The organism is Ruegeria sp. AB8, from assembly GCF_056542605.1.
In genome coordinates this window covers 1-580 of record NZ_JBQGAB010000128.1, presented here as the reverse complement: position 1 = coordinate 580, position 580 = coordinate 1, and the positions used below count along the sequence as shown (strand labels likewise).

Sequence of the window (580 nt, the reverse complement as noted above, 5' to 3'; positions counted from 1 at the left end):
GCTTCCTGAATAAGATCAGTTTGCATAAGCGGCGGCCTCTCGTCCTGCGATGCGTCCAAAGACAGTTCCGATGGTCATGCCGAAGCCCGCCAGATAGCCTTGCCCAAGGATCGACCCGGCCATGGTCTCGCCTGCGGCCCACAGGTTTTTGATCTTTCCGTTTGGGGTCGAGCACTGGGCCGCTTCGTCAACCTTCAGCCCCAGATAGGTGAAGGTCACGCCGGTGCGCAGCGAATAGCCATAGAATGGCGGTTCGGTAATGGGGCGCGCCCAATTGGTCTTGGGTGGGATCAGGCCTGAGGTCGCCACCCCGTCCAGTTCGGTCGGATGAAACCCACTGATGTCACCGCAGGCGGCGTTGAATGCGCTGACGGTTGCTTTCAATTTCTCCGCAGGCAGGTCCATCTTCCCGGCCAATTCGTCCAACGTGTCCGCCTTTAGCGGAGGGAACACGGACGGCATGAACAGGTTCAGCGACTTGGCGTCGATGATAGCATATCCCACCTGATCCGGCTGGGCCGCCACCAGACGCCCCCAGATCGCATATCGTTTGGGCCAGACATCCTCTCCTTCGTCGTAG

1 protein-coding gene is annotated in these 580 nt (G+C 59.7%); it reads right to left on the bottom strand.

Annotated features, from left to right (window positions below; all coding sequences use genetic code 11):
* Positions 1-15: 15 nt before the first annotated feature.
* Positions 16-580, bottom strand: a 565-nt coding sequence (locus tag ACR0CG_RS24140; RefSeq protein WP_480528060.1) for an FAD-binding protein, incomplete at its 5' end; no start/stop codon positions are given.